Raw genomic sequence first — 6,807 nt, 5'->3', positions numbered from 1 at the left:
ATTGCTGTTTACGCTGCTTGATTGAATTAAAAATGGATAAAGTCGAGCTTAGAGCATGTTGGAAAAGTCATCCAACGTATGTTTGACTACTCTGGCTATCGAGAAGTTGAACTAGATAAAGAGAGTTATAGCAGATTTAAGTCGATCTAACAATACCACTTTATTGAGAAATAATATCAAATTATCATGGTATCCTTTATTCCGTTTAAAAAATGGCTAAAAGGCTACACAATCATGTAATCTATATATTTATCAAGAAAGATTATCAATTTGATGATTAAAATACTGTTAAATATTGATATTATCTATTGAAAAAACAACTAGCCAGCAGAGCGTCATATTTTCAAATTACGGCAGGATCATGATAAAAGCGACCACAGTGTCACCTAAACGATTGAAGCAGCCACAAATATCAGCCTTATTTGGTCTGGTTTTAGGGCTATGTATGCTGCTAATTTGCTTGGTGTACAGTGTGACGCTAGGTGCAGCAGAAATACCTTTAGACAAAATTTTGACATCTTTTATAGCCTCTGATGGTTCCTACGATCGCTTAGTTATTCAGACCGTGAGATTACCGCGATCGCTAATTGCGATCCTTGTCGGTTCAGCCCTTGCTGTATCGGGAGCATTGATGCAGGGTTTGACGCGAAACCCCCTAGCAGACCCAGGTATTTTAGGTATTGAGTCGGGAGCTGCCTTGTTTGTCGTTGTGTCAACTTTTGTTTTTGGCAGTTCATCCCCAAGTATTTACGCTCTTGTGGCCTTTTTGGGTGCGGGATTAACAGCAGTGTTAGTTTACATCCTTGGGTCTCTGGGACGCGGAGGAGCCACCCCACTGAATTTAACGGTAGCAGGAGCGGCGTTAACTGCTCTGATTTCTTCCTTCACTACTGGTATCCTGATTGTTAGTCAACAAACACTCGAAGAAGTGAGATTTTGGTTAGCTGGTTCATTATCTGGTCGAGATTTTAATTTATTTTTACTACTACTGCCTTTTGTCGGTATGGGATTAGTAATAGCTTTTACCCTCGGCAGACAAATTACCACTATGAGTTTAGGTGAAGATGTCGCTAAAGGCTTGGGCCAACAGACAGCTTTGATCAAAATATTTACCGCTATCAGCGTAGTTTTACTAGCAGGAAGTTCCGTTGCCCTTGCAGGGCCAATCGGCTTCATTGGTTTAGTCGTTCCCCATATAGTGAGATTTTACATTAAAGCCGATTATCGGTGGATATTACCTTATTGTGCAGTTTTGGGTGCTATTTTACTGTTGGTTGCAGATATTGCCGCCCGTATATTGTTTAAACCACAGGAGTTACCTGTAGGTGTAATGACAGCAATAGTTGGCGCTCCTTTTTTTGTCTACCTAGCTAAGTCAAAGGTGAAAAAATGAGTTTTGATTGGCTAGTCATTCGTTCCCAAGCGATATCTTTCCGCACCGACCGACGTGTACCAGTCATACTGTTATGTTTGGCAGTAGTGATCGCAGTGGCGATGGTGATGAATATAGGGCGGGGTGAATATCCAATCTCGCCTTTGGATATCGTGAAAACTATATTGGGTTTAGATACAGGAAACCCAGACCATCGATTCGTGATTCAGAATCTGCGTTTACCCCGTACCCTTGTAGCTTTTATGGTGGGAGTGGCGCTGGCAATTTCTGGCACGATCTTTCAAGGATTGACACGCAATCCATTGGCTGACCCAGGTATTATCGGCATCAATGCTGGGGCGAGCTTGGCGGCAGTTACAGTAATTGTACTATTCCCATCAGCAGCGATTTATACCTTACCTTTATCAGCCTTTGCTGGTGCATTGCTGATGGCGATTTTAATTTACTCGCTGGCTTGGAATAACGGTAGTTCTCCGATTTTACTAATTTTAATGGGTGTTGGCTTGTCTGCGATCGCCAGTGCCATAACCAGCTTGATGATTACCTTTGGAGAAATTTCTGATGTTAGCAATGCTTTGGTTTGGTTAGCTGGAAGCGTCTACGGCCGGACTTGGGAGCAAGTCTTTTCTTTGTTACCTTGGTTAATTATTTTTGTACCAATGGCTTTAACACTAGCAAGGCATTTGAACGCTCTTAACTTAGGAGATGATGTTGCCAAAAGTTTAGGTACTCAAGTGGAATGGCAACGTGGTTTACTCGTGCTGGTAGGTGTAGCCTTAGCAGGTGCAGGAGTCGCCACCGCCGGAAATATTGGTTTTATTGGTTTAATCGCACCCCATTTAGGACGACAGTTGGTAGGTGCAACCCATGAAGGCTTGATTCCTACTTCTGCACTTTTGGGGGGAGTGATTGTTGTGATGGCAGACTTGCTAGGAAGAACGCTGTTTGCACCTATAGAACTTCCTTGTGGGATTGTAACTGCTGCTATTGGCGCTCCTTATTTTCTTTATTTATTAATTCGTAATCGCAAAAAATAAAGCTGGGAAATATTACCTATGAAAGGACTCTCAACTAAAAGTCTGTCTTTAGCTTATGATGGGGCGCTGATTATCCGTGACCTAAATTTGGCAATCCCTGCCGGACAAATCAGTGCTTTAGTTGGTGCTAATGGTTGTGGGAAATCAACTTTGTTACGAGGTCTGGCAAGATTGCTTCAACCCCGTAGCGGTACAGTCTATCTTGATGGAACGTCTATTTTCAATCTTTCTACCAAAGAAGTAGCACAGCAATTAGGTATTTTGCCCCAAGCACCAGTAGCACCAGAAGGGTTAACAGTGCAAGATTTAGTAGCACAAGGGCGTTATCCTTATCAAAATTGGTTACAGCAATGGTCGACAAAAGATGAAAAAATCGTGCAGCAGGCACTCTTAATTACAGATTTGTCGAAATTAGCAGATAGAGCATTAGATACTTTGTCTGGTGGACAACGACAAAGAGCTTGGATTGCAATGGCGTTGGCGCAAGATACAGAGATTTTACTTTTAGATGAACCGACTACTTTTTTAGATTTGGCGCACCAGATAGAAATTTTGGATTTGTTGTATGAGTTAAACCAAAATCAGAGACGGACAATTGTGATGGTACTGCATGATTTAAATCAAGCGTGTCGTTATGCTGATTACTTAGTTGCAGTCAAAGATGGTCGAATTTTTGCTGCTGGGGAACCAAAGCGAGTGATGACTCAAGAAATGGTTCAAGAGGTTTTTGGGTTGGAGTGTCGGATTATTCCTGACCCAGTGGTGGAGACGCCAATGTGTGTACCAATAGGACGCAAGGGAAAAGTAGTAAATAACAAACAAATGTACTTAAATTCCTGATTCTATTTTTATTAGAAATATCGCTCTCATGAATCATCTAACTACAAATAAGAAACTGTCGTGACAATCACATCAAAATCTCCTAGAGTATCTAAAAATCAAAGAAATTCAGCCCATCCTTTACAACGCTTGCTCAACTATGGCAGCCAATATCGACAAAAAATTTGGCAGGCAACAGCATGTTCTATAATTAATACAATTTTAGATTTAGCACCACCGTGGTTAATTGGTATTGCGGTAGATATTCTCGTAGAGCAGCAAAATTCTGTATTTGCTAAGTTGGGTGTAAAAGAAATATTTTGGCAGTTTTCACTACTTTCATTTATCACTATCATTGTCTGGATACTAGAATCTACTTCTGAGTACGCATATAACAGAATTTGGCGTAATTTAGCCCAAAATATCCAGCATAATTTACGCTTGGATACCTACAATCATGTACAAGAATTAGATTCAGCTTACTTTGAAGAAAGCAGTACTGGCGGTTTGATGGCAATTTTGAATGATGATATCAACCAGTTAGAAGATTTTTTAAATTTTGGAGCCAATGAAATTATCAATATTATCGCTTCACTGATCATTTTAAGTGGTGGTGCATTCTTCATTTTACCTCCCTACATCACCTTTGCTGCAATGTTACCAATGCCATTTATTGTTTGGGGTTCCTTTAGTTATCAAAAGCGTCTGGAAGCTCGTTACGCTGAAGTCCGGGAAAGAGTAAGCTTTCTGAACTCACGACTAGCCAATAATATTAGCGGTATTACTACAATTAAAAGTTTCACTGCTGAACCTTATGAAAGCGCTAGATTGGCAGGAGATAGCGAAGCTTATAGAAAAAGTAACACTAAAGCAATTAAACTTTCTGCCGCATTTGTGCCCTTAATCAGAATGCTAGTTTTAGCAGGGTTCACAGCTTTATTATTTTGGGGAGGTATGGCAGCATATGCTGGTCAAATATCTATCGGAAATTACAGCGTTTTACTCGTTTTAGTACAGCGATTATTGTGGCCTTTAGTAACATTAGGAGAAATATTTGACAAATATCAAAGGTCAATGGCTTCTACTAATCGGGTGATGAATTTATTAGATGCTCCCATCAACATTACTGCGGGAGACAGATTCTTACCTGTGGATCGAGTTCGAGGTAAAATTGACTTTAAACAAGTTACTTTTGCTTATCACGATAGAGAAGCAGTAATTAAGAAATTATCTTTACATATCCCCGCAGGTAAAACTATTGCTATTGTTGGTTCTACAGGTTCTGGAAAAAGCACTTTAGTTAAATTATTGTTGCGATTGTATGATATTTCTTCTGGCACAATTACTATTGATGATATTAATATTCAAAAATTAAATTTACGTGATTTGCGTCGCAGTATTGGCTTGGTCAGCCAAGACGTATTCTTATTTCATGGTACTATTGCTGAAAATATCGCCTATGGTACTTTCGATGCTACTGATAAACAAATCATTGAAGCTGCGAAAATTGCCGAAGCTGATGATTTTATTATCAGCCTACCCCAAGGTTATGAGACAATAGTCGGAGAACGGGGTCAAAAATTATCTGGTGGACAACGCCAAAGAATTGCGATCGCTAGGGCTGTTTTGAAAAACCCGCCTATATTAGTTTTAGATGAAGCTACCTCAGCAGTGGATAATGAAACTGAAGCTGCCATTCAGCGTTCTTTGGAACGAATTACTGTTAATCGAACCACAATAGCCATAGCTCATCGTCTTTCCACTATCCGCAATGCTGATTGTATTTATGTGATGGAATATGGAGAATTAGTTGAATCGGGAACACACGAACAATTGTTAGAGAAAAATGGGATTTATGCTGGTTTATGGAACGTGCAATTGGGGGTGAAATAAAATATAGGATGTTGCTGAATTATCAAATCAAACATACTTTATCAAAGCTATGATTTCACAGGCGGAATTTGCGCTATGCTCGCAGACTGCAAAAGATCGGGAAGTTGTTCCCAAGCTAAAACTCCTTTACGGCTCTTGATATAGAGTTGTATAAATTCTAGTAACGGTGCTGGGCTTTCTTCAGGGAGAAGATTAGCAAAAACATAGGTGGGCTTATTGTGGCTCGATACAGATACAACGCAGCCTTTATTGCAAGCCCATAAACATCCAACGGGCTGAATTTTAAGTTCATTAGCATGAAATTGTTGGGCGCATAAAGTGTTTAGTTGGTCAAGTAAAATATCACCATCGAAAGGCGCTTTTTCTGGTCGTTCTTCAGATGAGCGATGACAAGATTTGCAGACGAATAACGTGTGTTTAGTCATTTAATTTAAGGGGTGTTAACAAGGTATTTGTAGAGGTCATCTATTACTGCATTGACCGCAAGCAAATTTGACCGTGCCAATTTTAGATTTTAGATTTTAGATTTTGGATTTTAGATTGAGGTGGCTTTCAGCGCTTTCTATAATAGTTTTTGCTAGAGTTTTTTAAAAATTTTTTGTTCGTCATCTCCATCAAACCCTATAAATATAATAATATCACCGTCTATCTTCGATAGTTCTTTTTCAGGAATAAAAATATATCCTTTATAGATGAATAGGGGATGTTTAGTCATCATTTAGAATGTATTGACGAGGTATTTATAAAGGTCATCAATTACTACATCAGTTCCAAGCATATTTGTCGCAGCCCATGACGTAAAATCAACATAATAAACATGATTCTCTTGAACAGCCTTAAGGCTTTTCCAAAGTGGCTCTCGTTGTTTATCTTCAAGAAATTGATTGCCACCACTTGAATAAGTTGTCACAAATAAAATATCGCCATCTGCTTTTTTTAATTCCTCTAATGAAATAGGAAACGATCCATAAACTGAATCCCTATTTTGTGAAGCTGGACGCTGCAAAAGAACATCGTTAAGAATTGAACCAGCAAAGGAATTTTTTGCATCAATATATATTTGATTGTGCCCAAGAGTTACGAATGATATTTTTTTACCTTGATAGCGACTTCCTAATGCTTGTTTTAGCTTTTGTATTCGTTGATAGTAGCGTTCCCAAAGTTCTTTCTCAACTTCTTGTTTTCCCAGTGATTGTGCAACAAAACTGAAATGTCTTTGCCAGTTGACGTAATCAATTTCGCCTAATACTGTAGGGGCAATTTTAGATAGTAAAGGATATATTGGCTTAAACCAATCTACACCAATAATTAAATCTGGTTTGAGTAGTAATGTTGCTTCTAAATTGGGTTGAGAAAGTCCAAGTAATTTTATTCCCTTTGGATCGCCATTCATGGATGTTAGAGAGTTTCCTTCTACGTAAACTTCGTTAGTTGTCCCGATGGGTTTAACCCCAAGTGCTAGGACATTGCCTAAAGTACATGAAGATAAGGTAACAACACGCTGGGGGTTAATAGGAACACAGGTTTCCCCCATTGTGTGTTTAACCATACGACATTCTGCGGTTGGTTGTTTAGGTAATGAGGATGTATTGTGAAGTGCGCGATCGCTGCAAGCTGTAACTAGAGTAAATCCTAAGATGCCCAATATTAGCCAATAGGAAAAAT

Annotated in this window: 6 protein-coding genes; 4 read left to right on the top strand and 2 right to left on the bottom strand. The window is 39.2% G+C overall.

Translation table 11 applies throughout. From position 1 onward, the window contains the following. Positions 1-361 precede the first annotated feature (361 nt). The 4 genes from RMZ95_RS25515 to RMZ95_RS25500 are packed head-to-tail and all read left to right on the top strand — an operon-like array spanning position 362 to position 5,142. On the top strand, positions 362-1,393 hold the full coding sequence (locus RMZ95_RS25515; protein WP_322682755.1) for an iron ABC transporter permease: 1,032 nt from the start codon (positions 362-364) through the stop codon (positions 1,391-1,393). Further along, positions 1,390-2,430, top strand: coding sequence for an iron ABC transporter permease (locus tag RMZ95_RS25510; RefSeq protein WP_322682756.1), 1,041 nt, complete (start codon positions 1,390-1,392; stop codon positions 2,428-2,430). The genes RMZ95_RS25515 and RMZ95_RS25510 overlap by 4 nt, the downstream gene beginning before the upstream one ends. An 18-nt stretch (positions 2,431-2,448) precedes the next feature. Continuing rightward, entirely contained in the window at positions 2,449-3,270 is an 822-nt protein-coding gene (locus tag RMZ95_RS25505) for an ABC transporter ATP-binding protein (protein WP_322682757.1), read from the top strand. 60 nt (positions 3,271-3,330) lie between these two features. Beyond that, on the top strand, positions 3,331-5,142 hold the full coding sequence (locus RMZ95_RS25500) for an ABC transporter ATP-binding protein (RefSeq protein WP_322682758.1): 1,812 nt from the start codon (positions 3,331-3,333) through the stop codon (positions 5,140-5,142). Between the two features lie 47 nt (positions 5,143-5,189). On the opposite strand, the gene RMZ95_RS25495 is transcribed toward RMZ95_RS25500, so the two are convergent. Continuing rightward, complete coding sequence (locus tag RMZ95_RS25495) at positions 5,190-5,567, bottom strand: DUF1636 family protein (RefSeq protein ID WP_322682759.1); 378 nt, start codon at positions 5,565-5,567, stop codon at positions 5,190-5,192. A 293-nt stretch (positions 5,568-5,860) separates the two neighbouring features. After that, entirely contained in the window at positions 5,861-6,691 is an 831-nt protein-coding gene (locus RMZ95_RS25490) for an iron-siderophore ABC transporter substrate-binding protein (protein ID WP_322682760.1), read from the bottom strand. Positions 6,692-6,807 lie beyond the last annotated feature (116 nt).

The sequence above is a fragment of the Nostoc sp. DedQUE07 genome, assembly GCF_034530975.2.
Classification (GTDB): Bacteria; Cyanobacteriota; Cyanobacteriia; order Cyanobacteriales; family Nostocaceae; genus Nostoc.
This window is presented reverse-complemented; position numbering and strand designations above follow the sequence as displayed.